The 16,590-nt window shown below is 39.8% G+C and carries 13 protein-coding genes; 5 read left to right on the top strand and 8 right to left on the bottom strand.

Features of this window, described 5'->3' with window-relative positions; genetic code table 11:
• Positions 1 to 126: 126 nt before the first annotated feature.
• On the bottom strand, positions 127 to 708 hold the full coding sequence (locus SAE01_RS14325; protein WP_147204468.1) for an RNA polymerase sigma factor: 582 nt from the start codon (positions 706 to 708) through the stop codon (positions 127 to 129).
• A gap of 469 nt (positions 709 to 1,177) precedes the next feature.
• Here SAE01_RS14325 and uvrA point away from each other — a divergent pair, with 469 nt between their 5' ends.
• The 4 genes from uvrA (at position 1,178) to SAE01_RS14345 (ending at position 9,614) form a co-directional block, all read left to right on the top strand.
• Positions 1,178 to 4,054, top strand: coding sequence for an excinuclease ABC subunit UvrA (gene uvrA, locus SAE01_RS14330; RefSeq protein WP_147204469.1), 2,877 nt, complete (start codon positions 1,178 to 1,180; stop codon positions 4,052 to 4,054).
• A 244-nt stretch (positions 4,055 to 4,298) separates the two neighbouring features.
• The gene (locus tag SAE01_RS24815) at positions 4,299 to 5,060 is read left to right on the top strand and encodes a LuxR C-terminal-related transcriptional regulator (RefSeq protein WP_147204470.1); all 762 of its coding nucleotides are present in this window, start codon (positions 4,299 to 4,301) and stop codon (positions 5,058 to 5,060) included.
• A gap of 246 nt (positions 5,061 to 5,306) precedes the next feature.
• Complete coding sequence (locus tag SAE01_RS14340; RefSeq protein WP_147204471.1) at positions 5,307 to 9,368, top strand: T9SS type A sorting domain-containing protein; 4,062 nt, start codon at positions 5,307 to 5,309, stop codon at positions 9,366 to 9,368.
• A gap of 30 nt (positions 9,369 to 9,398) precedes the next feature.
• The gene (locus SAE01_RS14345) at positions 9,399 to 9,614 is read left to right on the top strand and encodes a PID-CTERM protein-sorting domain-containing protein (protein ID WP_147204472.1); all 216 of its coding nucleotides are present in this window, start codon (positions 9,399 to 9,401) and stop codon (positions 9,612 to 9,614) included.
• Between the two features lie 114 nt (positions 9,615 to 9,728).
• Here the strand turns inward: SAE01_RS14345 and SAE01_RS14350 are convergent, their stop codons facing one another.
• Both SAE01_RS14350 and glyA read right to left on the bottom strand, forming a co-directional pair.
• Entirely contained in the window at positions 9,729 to 10,154 is a 426-nt protein-coding gene (locus SAE01_RS14350) for a DUF4293 domain-containing protein (RefSeq protein ID WP_147204473.1), read from the bottom strand.
• An 86-nt stretch (positions 10,155 to 10,240) separates the two neighbouring features.
• Complete coding sequence (glyA, locus tag SAE01_RS14355; RefSeq protein ID WP_147204474.1) at positions 10,241 to 11,521, bottom strand: serine hydroxymethyltransferase; 1,281 nt, start codon at positions 11,519 to 11,521, stop codon at positions 10,241 to 10,243.
• A 393-nt stretch (positions 11,522 to 11,914) separates the two neighbouring features.
• On the opposite strand from glyA, the gene SAE01_RS14360 reads away from it, so the two are divergent.
• A complete protein-coding gene (locus SAE01_RS14360) occupies positions 11,915 to 12,907 on the top strand; it encodes a sugar phosphate nucleotidyltransferase (RefSeq protein WP_147204475.1) in 993 nt (330 codons plus the stop codon).
• A 20-nt stretch (positions 12,908 to 12,927) separates the two neighbouring features.
• Here the strand turns inward: SAE01_RS14360 and SAE01_RS14365 are convergent, their stop codons facing one another.
• The 5 genes from SAE01_RS14365 to SAE01_RS14385 all read right to left on the bottom strand — a co-directional run bounded on the left by SAE01_RS14365 (position 12,928) and on the right by SAE01_RS14385 (position 16,564).
• Positions 12,928 to 13,614, bottom strand: coding sequence for a LolA family protein (locus SAE01_RS14365; RefSeq protein WP_147204476.1), 687 nt, complete (start codon positions 13,612 to 13,614; stop codon positions 12,928 to 12,930).
• 135 nt (positions 13,615 to 13,749) lie between these two features.
• Positions 13,750 to 14,625, bottom strand: coding sequence for an ABC transporter permease (locus tag SAE01_RS14370; RefSeq protein ID WP_147204477.1), 876 nt, complete (start codon positions 14,623 to 14,625; stop codon positions 13,750 to 13,752).
• Positions 14,603 to 15,541, bottom strand: a complete 939-nt coding sequence (locus tag SAE01_RS14375; RefSeq protein ID WP_147204478.1) for an ABC transporter ATP-binding protein — start codon at positions 15,539 to 15,541, stop codon at positions 14,603 to 14,605. The genes SAE01_RS14370 and SAE01_RS14375 overlap by 23 nt, the downstream gene beginning before the upstream one ends.
• 107 nt (positions 15,542 to 15,648) lie before the next feature.
• Complete coding sequence (locus SAE01_RS14380; protein ID WP_147204479.1) at positions 15,649 to 15,939, bottom strand: winged helix-turn-helix domain-containing protein; 291 nt, start codon at positions 15,937 to 15,939, stop codon at positions 15,649 to 15,651.
• A complete protein-coding gene (locus tag SAE01_RS14385; protein WP_147204480.1) occupies positions 15,932 to 16,564 on the bottom strand; it encodes a hypothetical protein in 633 nt (210 codons plus the stop codon). Before SAE01_RS14385 ends, SAE01_RS14380 begins: the two co-directional genes overlap by 8 nt.
• Positions 16,565 to 16,590: the final 26 nt, after the last annotated feature.

A 16,590-nucleotide genomic window follows, 5' to 3' on the forward strand; every position in this document is an offset into this window, starting at 1 on the left:
GCAAGAATGTTAAATAGAAACACTTCGGCTTGGAAAAAAAATAATCCAGCAATAAGGAAAGATTTACAGAAATAAGAAAGCCTCCATAAAAGGAGGCTTTCTTGTGTAATGCAGGTTTTTCTAGTTTTATAATGCGATTTGTTTTTCAGTAAGAAGCTTGCGCATATTTATGAGACCGTATCTCATGCGACCCAAAGAAGTATTGATACTACACTCTGTTATTTCAGCAATTTCTTTGAAACTCAGGTCAGCGTAGTGACGCAGAACAATCACTTCTCTTTGCTCCTGCGGAAGCATGTTTAGCATAAGCCTGATACGTTCCTGTGTTTCTACCTGTATCATTTGTTTGTCGGCCGAATCTTCGGTAGAATTAAACAGTTCGAAAATGTCATGATCATCGCTAGTCTTAACTGCCGGCGTTCTTTTCACTTTTCTGAAATGATCAACGCAAAGGTTGTGAGCAATACGAATCGCCCAAGGTAAAAATTTGCCTTCTTCGGTGTAACGGTTATTTCTAATGGTATCAATGATCTTAATAAATGCATCCTGGAAAAGATCTTCTGCCAGGTATTTATCTTTTACCAGGAAAAGAATGGTTGAAAACATTTTGTCCCGGTAACGTGTTACTAAAATTTCTAAAGCCTGGTTGTTGCCCTCGCGAAACGACTGAACGAGTTGATTGTCGGTGGATTTGGATAGGTTTTTCATTTGGATAGTTCTGGATACAGAAATTGGTTTTTAATTAGGATATTGAAATATTTGGATTTGGACTTTTCTTTAATTCTTGATCGCAACTAAGAAGTTTTTTCTTTTATTGCTATCATTAATAACATGTTGTAAAATAAACGCAAAGCTGAGACAGGAAGTAAGTATAGCAGTTAAAACAATACCCCAAAGAGGCACACTTATAATACCTAAAAAAGGGCTTTTAGCACGATGGCACTATTTTATATTGATAACTAGTTGACAGTCAGCAGTAAAAACAATAGTTTAAAATCAATTCCCATTCTTGTAAAATCCTGAAAGTTATTCCCCGGGTTGGAACAATAATAAAAATGACTAAAAACGGAGCAATAAGGACTGAAAGTCACCGTCCTGTATTGTAAAACCGTGTGAATTACCAACAGCCCCTATCCAATAAATAATTTAAGAGGCTTATTGTTTATAATTTTGCTCTATGGCCAAAAACAGTTCAGCTTCATTGAAAGCTGTAAAAGAAAGACCTGCAACTAAGGCAAATGAAAACATACTTGTAAAGGGAGCAAGAACACACAACCTAAAAAATGTTACAGTTGAGTTTCCAAGAAATAAATTTATTGTTGTTACCGGGGTTTCGGGTTCGGGAAAGTCATCATTAACGATCGATACATTATTCGCTGAAGGACAAAGAAGATATGCTGAAAGCTTAAGCGCATACGCACGGCAGTTTATGGCTCGGATGAACAAGCCGGATGTCGATTTTATAAAAGGTCTCTGTCCGGCAATAGCCATTGAGCAAAAGGTTAGTACTCGTACTCCGCGTAGCACCGTTGGCAGTATGACAGAGATCTACGATTACCTGAGATTGTTGTTTGCAAGGGCAGGACATACCATCTCGCCGATAAGCGGACGCGAAGTAAAAAAGGATGATGTAAAAGATGTTATAGAGGCTATTCAAAAACTACCTGAAGGTAGCCGTATATTAATGCTGGCTGTTTTTAAGCAACATGCGAACCGGCAGGTTAAAGAAGAGTTGAACATTCTACTGCAAAAAGGTTTTAGCCGGATGTACGCCTCTGCTGATCCTTCCGCCGTTGGTTCTACTGGTGCGGAGGGCGAAGTAATTCGGATCGAAGACTTGTTGGAAATGAGCGACCAGGATCTCGAGCAGAAGTTTACGCCTTCAACTTCCTCGTCAAATCATCTTACCACTTTCATCCTCGTTGATCGTATTGTAAAAAAAGATTTTGATGAGGATGATATACATCGTTTAAGCGATAGCATAGGCACTGCTTTTTACGAAGGTGAAGGTGAAATGTATTTGAGAATAGGTGAGCAATTGGTGCACTTCAGTAATAAGTTTGAGTTGGATGGCATTCAGTTCGAAGAGCCTGTTCCCAATTTATTTTCTTTTAATAATCCTTTTGGTGCATGCCCTGTTTGCGAAGGTTTTGGAATGGTGCTCGGCATCGATCCCGATCTTGTAATACCAGACAAAAGACTAAGCGTGTATGAAGGTGCGGTTGCCCCGTGGAAAGGAGAAAAAATGGGATTGTGGCGCGACAACTTTGTGCGTGCTGCAAGAAGTTTTGACTTCCCGGTTCACACCCCTGTTGCTGATTTAACCAAAGAACAATACGATATACTTTGGAAGGGAAACAGGTATTCCGAAGGCATCAATGCTTTCTTTAAAGAAGTGGAGCAGAATTTATATAAAGTTCAATACCGCGTCATGCTTAGTCGCTACCGTGGAAGAACAAGTTGTACGGCATGTGAAGGATACCGGTTGAGAAAGGAGGCGTTGTATGTAAAAGTGGGTGAAAAGCACATTGGAGAGTTGTGCCAGTTGCCTGTGAAGGATTTGTATGATTGGTTTAAAGGATTGCAATTAACTGAGTATGATCAGCAGGTTTCGAAAAGGATTTTGATTGAAATCAATAATCGCATTAAAACACTACTTGACGTTGGTCTTGGCTATCTTACTTTAAACCGTCTTGCAAACAGTTTAAGTGGCGGAGAAAGTCAACGTATTCAACTTACCCGAAGTCTTGGTAGCAACCTGACTAACTCGCTGTATATACTCGACGAACCTTCCATCGGCTTACATAGCCGTGATACAGAAAGGCTGATAAAAGTGTTGAAAGAACTTAGAGACCTCGGCAACACTGTAGTAGTTGTGGAGCACGACGAGATGATGATGCGTGACGCGGATCACATAATAGATATGGGCCCTTTTGCAAGTCACCTGGGAGGGGAGGTAGTTGCCGCGGGCGATTACGACCAGATTATTTCAAACAGCGAAAGTCTTACGGGTAAATACCTTAAAGGGGAATTACAGATTGAACCTCCTGCGCATATCCGAAAGTCACATCATAGCATTACTGTCCACAATGCCCGACATAACAATTTAAAAGACATTACTGTCGAATTTCCGCTCGATGTCTTTTGTGTAATCAGTGGTGTAAGCGGTAGCGGCAAAACAACTTTGATTAAACAGATTTTAGCACCGGCCTTAAAAAAGTTGAAAGGTGAATTTGCAGAGAAAGTAGGTTTTCATAAAGCAATCTCGGGGGATACTGATTACATTTCTCAAGTTGAGATGATTGACCAAAACCCTATCGGCAAATCATCCAGGAGTAACCCTGTTACTTACATAAAAGCATACGACGAAATCAGGGATGTTTATGCAAAGCAACCGATGGCTAAAATGCGCGGTTTTCAGCCAAAGCATTATTCTTTTAATGTCGATGGCGGCCGTTGCGATGCATGCAAAGGCGAAGGCGAACAGGTCGTAGAAATGCAATTCCTTGCTGACGTTCACCTTGTCTGCGATGTTTGCAACGGCAAAAGGTTTAAAGAAGAGGTGCTGGAGGTAACTTATAAAATGAAAAGTATCTACGACGTTTTAAACATGAGCGTAGACGAGGCAATCGAATTTTTCAAAGATGAAAAAGGCATAGCAAAAGCAATCCAACCTTTGCAGGATGTTGGTCTTGGCTACATTAAACTTGGGCAAAGCAGCGATACCTTAAGCGGTGGTGAAGCACAAAGGGTAAAGCTTGCCAGCTTTCTTGGTAAGGGCAAAGGCATCGGTCATGTTCTCTTCATCTTTGACGAACCTACCACGGGCCTGCACTTTCATGATATAAAAAAGTTGCTTACATCTTTCAACGCGCTGATAGAACAAGGGCATTCCATCCTGGTTATTGAACACAATACAGATGTAATCAGAAGCGCCGATTGGGTAATAGACTTAGGACCTGAAGCCGGGGACAAAGGCGGCAACCTTGTCTTTAGCGGCGTACCATCAGAATTGAAAAACGCAAAAGAAAGTTATACAGGCAGGTTTATGTAGAATGTTATTTATAAGGGGCAAACATTATAACTCATCCAGACATCGTTGTGTCACTCTCTTCAACTTGTAGATACTTTGTCCAACTGTAGTTTGAGCTGCTAAAGAACCATATTATAAAAAAGGCCCTCCTATGAAAGGATGGCCTTTTACAAATCCCCCAATAAGCGCCAAATGTATCTGCATTTTAATTCTTGAAAAATCCCTATTAATAGTGATTTTTGATCAATACTTCCAACGCTAACTAATGAAACCTGAAATATTTAATAAGGCAAATAAGATATGGACGAAGATCACAGAAAATTCAAAAGAGGAAGATTTAGAATTTTCGCTAGATATACATAAAAAGCTTCTTAGCTTCTTCCAGGTCGGTGAATACTATTATTACATTTTCAACCTCAAAGAATCAAAATTTGAATTGATGAGCAAAGATGTTACAAAGGTATTGGGCTACGAGCCGGAAGAGGTTGATGTCCCATTCCTACTAAGTAACATTCATCCCGAAGACCAGCCCTGGTTTTTGAACTTTGAGAATAAGGTATCGGAATTCTTTCAAACCCTTAAGCAAGAACAAATACCAAATTATAAAGTAAGATACGACTACCGGGTGCGCTGCAAAAACGGGGAGTATATAAGAATATTACAACAGGTTGTTACCATACAATTTGATCAAAACAAAATTTTGAGAACATTTGGAGTGCATACGGATATAACTCACATCAAGGAAGAAGGATCACCGGTTCTCTCTTTTATAGGACTAAATGGAGAACCTTCGTTTATCGGAGTAAAGGTGAAAGATGTTTTTTCCCCATCGAAAATTGCCTTAACAAAACGCGAACAAGAAGTGCTTGCATTATTAATTGAGGGAAAAAAAAGTGAAGACATAAGTCAAATACTATTTATTAGCAAGCAAACCGTCGATACTCATAGAAAGAACTTATTGAAGAAAACAAACTGCTCAAATACTGCGTTGCTTACTTCTACTGCGATTAAAAAAGGATGGGTATAAGGCATTATTAGTTTCAACTTTTTTCGGGCACATTTCCATTCCTTAAAAAATCTGCTGCGATAAATCGCATGATCGAGATTATATTATAATCATTTTTTAAGTGTCCTCTATTTTAATCTCCTCTGGTTCAATATATATTTGAATTACTAATCTACGAGTTAATAGCTTTTCTATTCCATTCTGCCCCGCCTTACTGTTTTCCTTCTTGTTTTAATTCACCTGGATATTTCAATAATTCTGTAGGTTATGAAATTATGCATCACCCGGTCTCTTGTCATTCTTATCCTGTTCTTTACAGCACTTGATCTTTCCGCTCAGACATTGCCAACTCACTATTTTCGTTCACTTACATCAGGCAATTGGAATACTGCTACTACCTGGGAAAGCTCTCCTGACGGCTCTTCAAATTGGGTAACCTCTACTTTAGTTCCGACAGAAGTTGCAAATACTATAACTATCAGAAACACGCATACTGTTGCTATAACTGGTAATACAACCATTGACCAGGTAGTGATTCTTAGTGGTGGAATATTGGATCTCGCAACCGCGGTATCAACATTTCTAACAGTGAACGATGGCGCAGGTAACGATGTTATCGTGCAAAGTGGAGGTGTGCTCAAACATAGTATAGCTGGTTCGCAACTGCCGCAGTTTCTAGGCGCTGCAACACTTGAAATCCAAAATAATGGAGTATTAGAAGTTGTCACCAATAACGGCACTCCTTCCAATTATGCCAATAACGGTTCCACCATTTCTGCCAATCTCTTATGGGCTGACAGTTCAATTTTCAACTGGAACAATGCCACTTCCCCTGCAAATGGAATAACCTATTTTCCGCCCGGAACAGCGATACCAATTTTTCGGGTCTCAAAAGCCATCTCTTTTGGAAATACAAACCCGACGGTAATAAATGGATTGTTAGAAGCAAATGCCAATGTTAGCCTGCAAAGCACGGGAGCAAAGACTTTTAGAAATGGGATAGTCGGAACTGCATCAGTTTCTGCCACAGCGATTAATGGGGGTCAAATTGTAATTAGTGGGGCGACGGCCAAACTAGGAGGAGGAAACTTAACACTTAATAACAGTGGTCTTTCGATTGGCGCTGGTACCGTAGCTACTCTAGTAAGCAATAAAACAATCAATAACTTTCCTACCGGCACAGGTACGACGACGTTACTTGGAACTTTTATCGCCGGTGATTTTATTGTTAGTGGGGATAGCAAAATTCTAATTAATGGCATACTTAAAACAACGAACGCGAATGGACTTACCGGAAGTCTTAATTCTACTTTCGCAACTGGTTTCAACATCAGTTCATTTAGCATTTCTTCAACTACAGAATATAACCGAATCGGCGATCAAACGATTACTCCCTTAAGCTATGGTAACCTAAATATTTCAGGGACTGGTTTAAAAAAAGTTACCGCGCTCGCGGATGTTTCGGTAAGCGGTGCTTTAAATATTTCGTCGCCAAATACATTTGCCTTGAATGGTACAAACGACTTGAAACTTAATGGAGGCGGCTCTCTAAATATAAACGCAGTTTCATTTTTTGATAGTGGAGGAGAAAGCCAGGTTACCGGCGGAGGCTCTCCCACTATTAACATCTATGGAACTTTCATTTGCCGTGATGCAAACGGTTTTACAGGAACAAGCACTTCTATACCAGGAGCGACTACAACAGTTAATATCTATAGTGGTAGTATAATCGAATTTGGAAGGTTGGGAGATCAACAAGTGAGTGCAAGAGACGATTATAAGAACGTTACTTTTTCGGGTAGTGGAACTAAGACACTTCCAACCTGCTCGCCTTTTGGCACCGTAACTATTAAAGACAACGTGGTTGTTGACGCTTCCAACAAAACCTTTGGAGATGCAAATACGAATCTTATCATGGCAAGCGGAAAACTGATTGTCGCTGGCAATGGAACGAAACCAGATATGGACGGAGCATATAATCTTACCGGAGGAGATATTGAATTTACTAATAGTGGCACGACAGCTCAAGCAATACGATCGCCTAAGAACTATTTTAATATAATAATTAGTGGTTCTAATGTAAAGAATGGTGCAGGAATTATAACACTCGTCACGGGAGGTTCTTTTACTATTAAAAATGCTGGCATTTACGATAATAACGCAACAAGGATTGATGGCAATGTTGGAACACAAAGTTTTGTAATGGAAGCTGGTGCAACATTTAAGACAGGTGTACCTGCTGGTTTATCTGGCAATGGATCAGAAGCAATTGCAGATATTGAAACAATAAATATCGACCCAAAATCGATAATTGTTTATTCCCGAACCGATAATCAAACTATTACAACTCTGCAGAATGGTTACCCTACGTTACTTTTAAAAGGTAGTGGCGTCAAGACGGTGACGAGTGGAACGATGAACATTTCAACAAGTGCGGATTCTGTTGTGATTGATCCTCTTGTGGTGTTTAAGGTAAGTGCAGGTGCTAAGGCAAATTTCAATAATCGACCTGTTATCATTCATAGTAATGCAACCGGTACCGGAGCAATTGGTGAAGTTACAGACGGCTCTATCGCCTTATTGAATACTGCAAATATTACCGTTGAAAGGTTCATACCTGCAAAGCGCGCCTTTCGCCTTTTGTCTTCACCGGTTACAGCCTCTTCATCCATAAAAGCAAATTGGATGGAAGGACAAAGTAATACCGCTCCCGCGTACTCAGTTAATTATAATAGCATTCCCGGATATGGGACTCACATAACCGGATCAGCAAACGCTAATACTGGATTTGATGCAACGGCAACAAACAATCCGTCACTATTTACTTTTAATAACACCGGCCAGGTTTGGAACGCTGCTACAAATACAAATAGCACACTAGTGGCTGGTATAGGCTACCGGTTATTGGTAAGAGGTAGCAGGAGTGTAGATTTAAGCAACAACAGTGCACTTCCTTCTAATACCACGTTGCGGACGACTGGTTCTTTAATAAAAGGGCCGGTGACATACAACGGATCAACTACTCCGTCAATTGATGGCAACACCAATTCATATAGTTTAGTTGGCAACCCTTATGCCTCGGCGGTAGATTGGGATTTGCTTGCAAAATCAGGCCTCTCATCTTACTACTACGCCTGGGATCCAAATCTTAATACGCGTGGCGCTTATGTTACTTATGGTAATGGAGTAACGAGTGTGCAAGGTTCACAGGTTAATCAAAACATTCAGTCCGGACAAGCTTTTTTCATCCAAACAAAAACAGCAAATCCTTCGCTCACTTTTAATGAAACTAACAAAACAATTACAAACAGAAATGTATTTCGGACTTCCGCTGATGTACAAACGCTCTCTGTACAATTATTGCTGGATACTTTGAGCGAAAGTGAACATACTGCTGATGGAGTTACCATTCTTTTTAATGATGATTTTAGCTCTTCTATAAATGCAGAAGACGCGGAAAAAATTAGTAACCTCGACGAAAACATTTCGGTTACCAGTAATGGAAGATCGTTGAGTATTGAGGGAAGGCCGGCTATCACTTCGCCCGATACCGTTAGATTGGACATAACCCAGTTAAGACAAAAAAGCTATTTCTTAAAAATTAGTCCCTCTTATTTTCACCCCACAGTAACCGCCATAATTAAGGACAACTATTTGAAGAAAGACTCTCTGATTGATCTCACAACCGAAACTATTATTCCCTTCATCATTGATAGCGATCCAGCATCGTTCTTGTCAAATCGATTTATGCTTGTTTTTAAAACAAGCAAAATATTACCCTTAGTGTTAACAGATGTAAAGGCATATAAAAAGGAAAATGGAATACAGGTAGAATGGTCTACACAGACTGAAAAAGGTGTTGAAAAATACGAAATAGAGAAGTCTGTAAATGGTCAACTGTTTGAAAAAGTCCAAACTGTAACGGCAAAGAATAATTCACGCTTGCAGAATAACTATGCCTGGCTTGATGCTAATCCTATCTCCGGTAATAACTTCTATCGAATAAGATGCATTCAACAAAATGGAGAGCCGTTCTACACCAAACAGGTAGTAGTTTCAATTGAAAAGACCAGTCGTTTAACGGCTGTTTTTCCTAATCCTGTCAAAGGAAATTCGATAAACCTTAGCATGAGGAATTTGGAAAGAGGTAATTATACAATAGCTCTTATAAATAGCCTGGGAGAAACTGTGCTTACGCAAACCATCAAATACAACGGAACAACAGAACAATACAAGATAAATATTGGGAAGGTTTTTTCTAAAGGGAATTACAGTCTAACAATAACAAATGGCAGTGACATCTTTATTAATAGGGTAATTATCGATTGATTGGGTTACATCTAAAAAAACAATTGAGCCATGAATAAAATAAGCAAAAGATTTTTCCTGTTTTTGACAATTCTCCTTATAAACGTTCCAACCTCTATTTATGCACAACCTCCTATTGATAATGACAATGTGGAGGATAATCCTGTTCCTCTTGATAGTGGCAGCGGTATAAGTCTTTTGGTTGCTGCAGCAATTTTTTACGGCTTGAAGAAAGCTCGTCAACAAAAACAGCCGGAGACAATTTGAGCTAAATTATAGAATGCATATACTCTTAAATTTGTGGCAGTATCCCTTTAATCATGGACAAAAAAAATGCATACTGTTTTCACAATATGCATTTAATAAATGTAAGAGAACAAGTTATCTCAACCTGTCAAGGCTCTTCACCAGCTTATTATCTTTCCTAATGTTTATTGCAGCAAGCACAAAAAATATAGTCATCGCTATGGGTAGCAAAGCACCCCAATAATACGTTCCTTTCACTGCACCATTTGCCTCTTCAAATTCGCTTATTTTCCATACTTCTAATGCAATCAATATTATTGAAGCAACTATTCCCAAACCAGTAAATTTCATTTGCGTAGAACGGTTTTTAAAAAGAAAGATTGCTATGACGGCTAGTACAGCAGCAATAATATCATTAGCAAACAAAAGCAAACTTTCTGTCACCGTGTATTCCCTGGAAACGACGCCCGCAAAATTCTCTGCATAAATAGGCACCTCCGTTGTTAAAAAACCTGACCCTGCCGCAAGCGCCAGCCAGATTGTTTGTACTCTTTGTATCATTTAATATGTTTTATTTAGAATTGCTAATTGTCTTGTATTCATCAAAAAACTTAAAATTCGTCATTAAATAAATGCCGACACTCGTGTTATCCTAGTTCAGGATAGAGAGGAAATTGTTGCATGAATTCATTTACCTGTTTCTTAATGCTCCCTATAGTATTTTCATCATCGGCATTCATTAAAGCATTATCAATAGCGTTAACGACAAACTGCATGTGCTCCTCCTTCATACCGCGGGTTGTTATCGCGGGGACGCCCACCCGAATACCACTCGTTACAAAAGCGCTTTTATCATCATAAGGAACCATATTTTTATTGACCGTTATGTCTGCTTTCACCAACACGTTTTCAGCCTTTTTACCACTAATATTCTTATTCCGCAAATCGATTAGCATAAGATGATTGTCTGTTCCCCCGCTAATTAGTTGATAATCCTTTTCAACAAAAGCTTTTGCCATTGCCTGCGAATTAGCCACTATTTGCTTTGCATACACTGTAAACTCATCCGAAAGTATTTCACCAAATGATATAGCTTTTGCAGCAATGATATGTTCAAGCGGGCCGCCTTGAGTACCAGGAAAAACGGCCATATCAAGCAAGTTACTCATCATGCGAATATTACCTTTTACATCCTTTACCCCAAATGGATTTTCGAAGTCTTTTTTCATTAGAATAACTCCACCGCGAGGACCACGAAGCGTTTTATGTGTCGTGGAAGTAACAAAATGACAATGATCAAAAGGTGAGGCTAAGAGGCCTTTAGCAATTAATCCGGCTGGATGGGCCATATCACAAAAAACAAAAGCCCCTACTTCATCCGCCACTTTTCTAATTCTTGCAAAATCCCACTCGCGGCTATAGGCGCTTGCACCACAAATAATCATTTTAGGTTTCACTTCACGCGCTTTCGCTTCAAGCATTTCGTAGTCTACTACCCCACCCTCTCTTGTAACCCCATAAAAATGCGGTTCATACAATTTGCCACTGAAATTAACTGCACTTCCATGAGTAAGGTGGCCACCCATACTTAAATCGAGGCCAAGTATTGCATCGCCGGGTTGAAGCACGGCAAGCATAAGAGCAGCGTTGGCTTGAGCGCCGCTGTGCGGTTGCACATTCGCATACTCGCAATTAAAGATTTGCTTTAGCCTGTCAATTGCCAACTGTTCTACCTGGTCAACAATTTCGCAACCACCATAATATCTTTTACCGGGATAGCCTTCCGCATATTTATTTGTCAATACTGTCCCCATTGCCTGTATCACTTGCAGGCTGGCAAAATTTTCGGAAGCGATGAGCTCAATTCCATGTCGCTGCCGTTCAAGTTCTTTATTTATTAAGTCAAAAATTACTGTATCTCTTTGCATGTAGCGGTTTTAAAGGCGCAAAAATAATCTTATTTGAATATATCCAATGACAACACCAATTCCGACACTCTCTGCAAGAATTGCTAATCTTTTAAGCTTAGGAGGGTGAAAGGTGCACAAAGGTATGCGGAAGAACGAATTGCGACGCAACGATGGCGCTATAGATACCAACAGTTTGGAAACAAAAACATGTGAGAGAACGCATACAAGTGGAAGCAGCCTTAAGGTCAACAGACGCTTGCACTGGATATTTCCCATTCCTCTATAAATCGAGCACCAATTTTGTCTGATAAAAAAATTGTTATTTTACAACCCTGATGTAAAAAAGTGGAAGCACTGTTGATACGACATTGGCGGGAAAGTGTGAACGAATACGTCAGATAAAGACCATACATGAAAGCAATTATTCCTGTAGCCGGGGCGGGGGCTAAATTAAGACCTCACACTTATACCCAACCCAAGGCGCTGATACCGATAGCCGGAAAAACAATCCTAAGTTTTATAGTTGACCAGTTGCACGAGGGGGGCATTACTGAATTCATTTTTATTATTGGATACCTGGGCGAAAAAATTCAGGATTACGTAAAGTTTGCCTTTCCTCATATTACGTATCATTTTGTACAGCAGACCGAACGTTGGGGAACAGGTCATGCAATAGAACTAACGCGTGAAATTGTAGGCGACGACGAAGTATTTGTAGCACTGGGAGACACAATTTGCGAGTACGATGTAAAGGAGATGATCAACAGTCCTTACAGCATGCTCGGCGTAAAAAAGGTAGATGATCCAAGAAATTTCGGTGTTGCGGAAATGGGATTAGATGGTTTTATTGAGCACGTTGTAGAGAAGCCTACTATTCCTAAAAGCAATCTTGCCTTGGTGGGTTTGTATAAAATAAAGGAGACAGCTTTTATGTACGGTTGCCTGAAGCACCTGTTTGAGGAAAACATTAAGACCCAGGGTGAATACAGCCTTACAGATGCCCTCGATTTTATGATAAAACGTGGAGCCAAGTTTAAAGCTTTTAAGGTGAAAAATTGGTTTGACTGTGGTAAGAAAGACACTTTGCTTGAAAGCAACGCAACCCTGCTCAAAAAGTCCGGTGGGAATGTTACTGACAGTCATACTTTTAAAGGAACCATTATTATTCCCCCGGTTAGTATTGCACCCAACTGCAGTATAAAAGATTCTATAATAGGACCGCATGTGGCTATCGGCGCAAATACCAAAATAGAACAGTCAATTGTTCGCGAGAGCATTATTGGATCTTACACGAATTTATTTGAAGTTGTTTTAGATAACTCTCTCATTGGCAGCGACGCTTCCGTAAAAGGGTTGAGCCGAAGCTTAAATATTGGTGACAATACTGAAATAGAATTTGGCTAAGTGAATGGTATGAAAGCCGCCTACTTAAATTCTGAATCAGGAACGCCTTTATTGATCGTGTAAGAAGAATAGGTGATCTCTACTTTCCCTTTCCTGTTTTTCATATTTTGTTTTGCCGGCTCGTCTGTATCAAACTCCATTGTTACGCCTTTTGGAATTTTATAGTTTTTTGTATTGAAAGCAAAAATCACTTTATCAGGGAGTCCGAAATCAGCAAACTTGCCGTAATTCATTTCCATTTCAAAGGTTCCGTTTTCCCGGGTCGTTGTGTTAGTTTTTCTTATCAGAAGATTTGCTTCGTCTACGTATAAAGTGGTTAGTACCACGTCACTATTTTCGTCGTTAGGGAGAAGTTTGATCAACTTTACTTTTGTTCCGTTAATGATACTTTCACCTGTTGGAATTGCAGTAAAACTTTCGGTAGAAAGCAGGGAACTCATGTTGAAAGAGATGCCGCCTTTAGGCAGAATTGAAATGCCCTTGCTGCGCCTAATCCTGAATTGGTTCGGGCGTTTATAGTAGACCTTTATTTTTCCGGCAGGGGCTTTTATAAAAGCCACGTCTGTCTTCATGCTGCCCTCTGCTACGTAATCGTTCACTTTATCGAGCTTCGCTTTAACCCGCTTAATCAGAGCACTGGCGTCTTGTGCGGATGCGGCTACTCCTGATACAATAAAAACAAGTAGTACAATTATTAATTTTTTCATTTCTATAATTTGAGCTTGAATAAATATTAAAAGCAGCTTAGTGTTAGAATAAAGGCTCAATAAAGAACCTCCTGCTAAAGAGTGCGACGCAACAATGCTGCGGTAGTTTGAACAGTTTGGACACAAATTTTCAAATTAGCTTAAAACATCTTTTTTCTTGAATACTACTATTGAAGCCACTAACAATCCTACAATATGCAATACCAGTATTCCTGCGGCCTGCAACACCCTGCCTACATTTTGAATGGAGCCTACTATCGCTTCGTTTTCAGCGTTTACTTTCACATCGAAAAATCCTTTCCAACCAATCATTTGGGTCGTAAAAAGGTAAGGTTTGATTTTATTGAAAATGGGGATATCGAGCGTGCTTAAAATAGTAAAGACAACAATAATACTCATGGTTGCTACGATTGGACCAATAGAATTTTCTGCAAAAATGGATAGAAAAAAACCAAGCGAGGCCACCGTCAACATTGCTAAGGCCGCAAAACCAAAGGCGCAAACATACCGCCAGAAAATATCACTACTCTTTAGCTGAACCACGTAACCACTCTTTAAATTGAGCATATCGTCTGTACCAAAAATTGCCATGGAAACAAACAAAGCAAGGATGGCCATAAACATGAGCAACATAATGGTATAAATGGATGCAGCAAGAAATTTAGCAAGGATGATTTCGGTGCGACTAACAGGCTTTGTAAGCAGCAAACGCAGCGTGCCCATGTTGGCTTCTCCGGAAATAAGGTCGGCCGCTATAAGTGTAATCAGCAAGGGCACATGCACCAGCAAGAGCTGAAGGATTATGTAGCAAACCAAATAACCATTTAAAATGTTTCCTTCTATGCTGAACGACGCCGACAGGTCTCGCAACATAAATTCGATGTACATATTCCCATCGAGCTTAAGACCGAACTGAATAATGCCAACGAGGGCAGCAATGGCTGCAAAACTGATATAGGTCCGCGGCCGTTTAAAGATCTTAAACAACTCAATTTGCAATAGCTGCCACATGTTCGTTACTTGTTGTAAGCTGTAAAAAATAATCTTCTAAAGAATGCCGTGGCTGAAACGATAATACTGGTATTTGCATTTGCACGAGCTCCAGGTGAAAGGTTGGAATGTCGGCCTTATCCATTTTTAAAACAATCGTATTTTGTCTTGCAGGCTGCAAGTGCGACGACCATGGGCTTTGCTGTAATTGCTGAATTGCTTTTTCATTGTCCAATGTTTCCAGCTCTACAAGTGTTTCCGCAGGATCAAATAATTCTGATGCATTTCCCTCGACAAGCTTTTTACCTTTATTGATGATTAATAGGCGATTTGCAATAAGTTGTATTTCGCTGAGCAAGTGCGAGGAAACGACTACTGTCTTTCCCAATTCTTTGCTTAACCGAAGGATTAAATTTCTTACATCAGCAATTCCCTGCGGGTCTAAACCATTGGTTGGCTCATCAAGAATAATCAGTTTGGGATCATGTACCAAAGCAATAGCTATTCCCAAACGCTGCTTCATTCCCTGGCTAAACGTTTTTACTTTACTACTGGCCCGATCTTGCAGACCAACAACGGCCAACTGATCCAGGAGTTGTGATCTTGTAAGCTTTGCTCCGCCGCTGATCTTTGAAAAGAGTTGAATGTTTTCAAGTGCTGTTAAATACTTATAAACGTCTGGCTTTTCTATTACAGCACCTGCTTGCCTTAAGATCTCTTTTTGATGAGTAAACAGGTCCATTTCAAATATTTCAATTCTTCCCTCCGTTGGTTTAACCAGCGACAAAAGCATTCGAATGGTGGTGGATTTACCCGCCCCATTCTGACCTAAAAAACCATAAACATCTCCGGGATTAACTGTAAATGAAAGATTGTCTACCGCAACAATATCCTTAAAATGCTTGGAAAGATTAGTGACCTTAATTACAGGAAGCATGTGTATATAACAAGAAAGTATACACTTAGTTGAAAGGAGCAGAATAATTGAATTGTTAATTCAGAAAAGCCAGTGGATGGAAGTAGCCCCGGTAATGGGTGAGGTAATTATTTGCCTACTTGCAAATATTCCTGCAGCGCTTTTACATAGTTTTCAAAAGCTTCAATTCCCTTTGGTGTGACTTTGCAAGTGGTAAGGGGATAGTTGTCTTTAAACTGCTTATTTACTTCGATATAGCCTGATTCCTTGAGCTTTTGTACCTGCACGCTTAGGTTGCCGGCAGTAGAGTTCGTTTTTTCTTTGATGAATGTAAACTCAGCCTCCTTAACACTTATAAGCAAACTCATAACTGCCAGGCGTAACTGTGAATGTAGTATGGGATCAAGTTCTTTAAACACCTGCGCTCTGATTTAATTTCCTGCCTGTTAATTTTTTAAACTCCCTGTTTGCAATATGTCCCGGTATAATGTATCCAACTAACACTGCGCCAGCATGCAATAACATCACCACTTCAAACTTTGTCTGGAACAGCGCAATAAAGCCAAAAGCCCAGGTAATAAACGAAGCAATAACAGACGGTTTAAAGTCTAGCGCGGTACCATAGATAAGTATCCAAAAACCATACAATCCTATTAACAAAGCAAAACCCTTAGCAGGACCAACGCCAAGGTTAATAGCAAATATGTTAAACATGATACAAATGAAGAACCCGGCATTCAACTTTTCAAAAAGCGTCTTCGTATAAGTCTTAACTCTTGTTGTTCTTTTCATCAAAAACACTTTCACAAGCTCAACCACCATCACGATAAGTGTAACTGCCCCGAACATATTCCAGAAGAAAAAAATGTCGAACCATTTGTAGCGGAGATTTATGACCGTTAGTATAGATGCTGCAAACAACATCCAGCCCCAGGCAATCCAGCCTTTGCCATCGTCTTTTTGCTCATGCTTTGCAGTATTAATCATCTGCTGTATAATCATCAAACTCTCTTCCTGGCTCAGCTCTTTTTCGTTGTCGTGCATGGTCTATAATTTTTGTTTCCTGTATT

Source organism: Segetibacter aerophilus (assembly GCF_007991655.1).
Taxonomy (GTDB): domain Bacteria; phylum Bacteroidota; class Bacteroidia; order Chitinophagales; family Chitinophagaceae; genus Segetibacter; species Segetibacter aerophilus.